We start from the raw sequence: 2,500 nt of genomic DNA, 5'->3' as shown, positions 1-2,500 counted from the left end.
CCAGGAGGTTGGCTTAGAAGCAGCCACCCTTGAAAGAGTGCGTAATAGCTCACTGGTCAAGTGATTCCGCGCCGACAATGTAGCGGGGCTCAAGCGTACCGCCGAAGTCGTGTCATTGCAGCAATAAGCCCCAACGGGTGTTGTGATGGGTAGGGGAGCGTCGTGTGCCGGGTGAAGCAGCAGCGGAAGCTAGTTGTGGACGGTTCACGAGTGAGAATGCAGGCATGAGTAGCGATACACACGTGAGAAACGTGTGCGCCGATTGACTAAGGGTTCCTGGGTCAAGCTGATCTGCCCAGGGTAAGTCGGGACCTAAGGCGAGGCCGACAGGCGTAGTCGATGGACAACCGGTTGATATTCCGGTACCCGCTTTGAAACGCCCAATATCGAATCAGGCGATGCTAAGTCCGTGAAGCCGTTCCGGACCCTTCGGGGAATGGAAAGTGGTGGAGCCGACGAACCAGACTTGTAGTAGGTAAGCGATGGGGTGACGCAGGAAGGTAGTCCAGCCCGGGCGGTGGTAGTCCCGGGGTAAGGGTGTAGGCCGAGGGGTAGGCAAATCCGTCCCTCATATAAGGCTGAGACCTGATGCCGAGCCGATTGTGGTGAAGTGGATGATCCTATGCTGTCGAGAAAAGCCTCTAGCGAGTTTCATGGCGGCCCGTACCCTAAACCGACTCAGGTGGTCAGGTAGAGAATACCGAGGCGTTCGGGTGAACTATGGTTAAGGAACTCGGCAAAATGCCCCCGTAACTTCGGGAGAAGGGGGGCCATCACTGGTGATCGGATTTACTCCGTGAGCTGGGGGTGGCCGCAGAGACCAGCGAGAAGCGACTGTTTACTAAAAACACAGGTCCGTGCGAAGCCGTAAGGCGATGTATACGGACTGACGCCTGCCCGGTGCTGGAACGTTAAGGGGACCGGTTAGTGCGCTTTCGGGCGTGCGAAGCTGAGAACTTAAGCGCCAGTAAACGGCGGTGGTAACTATAACCATCCTAAGGTAGCGAAATTCCTTGTCGGGTAAGTTCCGACCTGCACGAATGGCGTAACGACTTCTCGACTGTCTCAACCATAGGCCCGGTGAAATTGCACTACGAGTAAAGATGCTCGTTTCGCGCAGCAGGACGGAAAGACCCCGGGACCTTTACTACAGTTTGATATTGGTGTTCGGTTCGGCTTGTGTAGGATAGGTGGGAGACTTTGAAGCGGCCACGCCAGTGGTTGTGGAGTCGTCGTTGAAATACCACTCTGGTCGTGCTGGATGTCTAACCTCGGTCCGTGATCCGGATCAGGGACAGTGTCTGATGGGTAGTTTAACTGGGGCGGTTGCCTCCCAAAGGGTAACGGAGGCGCCCAAAGGTTCCCTCAGCCTGGTTGGCAATCAGGTGTTGAGTGTAAGTGCACAAGGGAGCTTGACTGTGAGACCGACGGGTCGAGCAGGGACGAAAGTCGGGACTAGTGATCCGGCGGTGGCTTGTGGAAGCGCCGTCGCTCAACGGATAAAAGGTACCCCGGGGATAACAGGCTGATCTTCCCCAAGAGTCCATATCGACGGGATGGTTTGGCACCTCGATGTCGGCTCGTCGCATCCTGGGGCTGGAGTCGGTCCCAAGGGTTGGGCTGTTCGCCCATTAAAGCGGCACGCGAGCTGGGTTTAGAACGTCGTGAGACAGTTCGGTCCCTATCCGCTGTGCGCGTAGGAATATTGAGAAGGGCTGTCCCTAGTACGAGAGGACCGGGACGGACGAACCTCTGGTGTGCCAGTTGTCCTGCCAAGGGCATGGCTGGTTGGCTACGTTCGGGAGGGATAACCGCTGAAAGCATCTAAGCGGGAAGCCTGCTTCAAGATGAGTATTCCCACCTCCTTGAGAGGGTAAGGCTCCCAGTAGACGACTGGGTTGATAGGCCAGATGTGGAAGCCCGGTAACGGGTGGAGCTGACTGGTACTAATAGGCCGAGGGCTTGTCCTCAGTTGCTCGCGTCCACTGTGTTAGTTCTGAAGTAACGACCGTGTTGTCATCCGGTTGATATCTTCATAGTGTTTCGGTGGTCATAGCGTTAGGGAAACGCCCGGTTACATTCCGAACCCGGAAGCTAAGCCTTTCAGCGCCGATGGTACTGCAGGGGGGACCCTGTGGGAGAGTAGGACGCCGCCGAACAATCATTGTGGGAAAGCCCCGCACCAGGTAACTGGTGCGGGGCTTTTCTGCGTTTACGGACAATTTCCAGCTCGGTAGGATCCCGCGATATGAGCCAGCATGTGATTCGTTCCGTACGCGCCGACGAATGGGAGAGGGTCAAGCAGCTGCGGCTCGCCGCGTTGCGGGATCCCGCGGCTCCGGTGGCGTTTCTGGAGACCGTGGAGAGCGCCGAGTCGCACCCTGATGAGTTCTGGCGGGGGCGGGCCGAAGGGGCCTCGCACGGGCGGACCGCGCGGCAGTTCATCGCCGAGGCCGATGGTGGGGAGTGGGTCGGGTCGGTGGTCGTCCTCGTTGAGGAC

General features: G+C 57.8%; 1 protein-coding gene and 2 rRNA genes (1 of these 3 cut by a window edge). All 3 read left to right on the top strand.

Annotation, left to right across the window (positions count from 1 at the left end):
• Positions 1-1,970: ribosomal RNA gene (locus tag ACFVUS_RS43650) — 23S ribosomal RNA — on the top strand; it begins 1,155 nt to the left of the window's first position.
• A gap of 72 nt (positions 1,971-2,042) precedes the next feature.
• Positions 2,043-2,159, top strand: a 5S ribosomal RNA gene (gene rrf / locus ACFVUS_RS43645).
• 89 nt (positions 2,160-2,248) lie between these two features.
• Positions 2,249-2,500, top strand: a 252-nt coding sequence (locus ACFVUS_RS43640) for a hypothetical protein (RefSeq protein WP_387781405.1), incomplete at its 3' end; no start/stop codon positions are given.

Source organism: Nocardia sp. NPDC058058 (genome assembly GCF_042885355.1).
GTDB lineage: Bacteria > Actinomycetota > Actinomycetes > Mycobacteriales > Mycobacteriaceae > Nocardia.
Note: the sequence above shows the minus strand (reverse complement) of the source record. Positions and strands in the feature narration are given on the sequence as shown.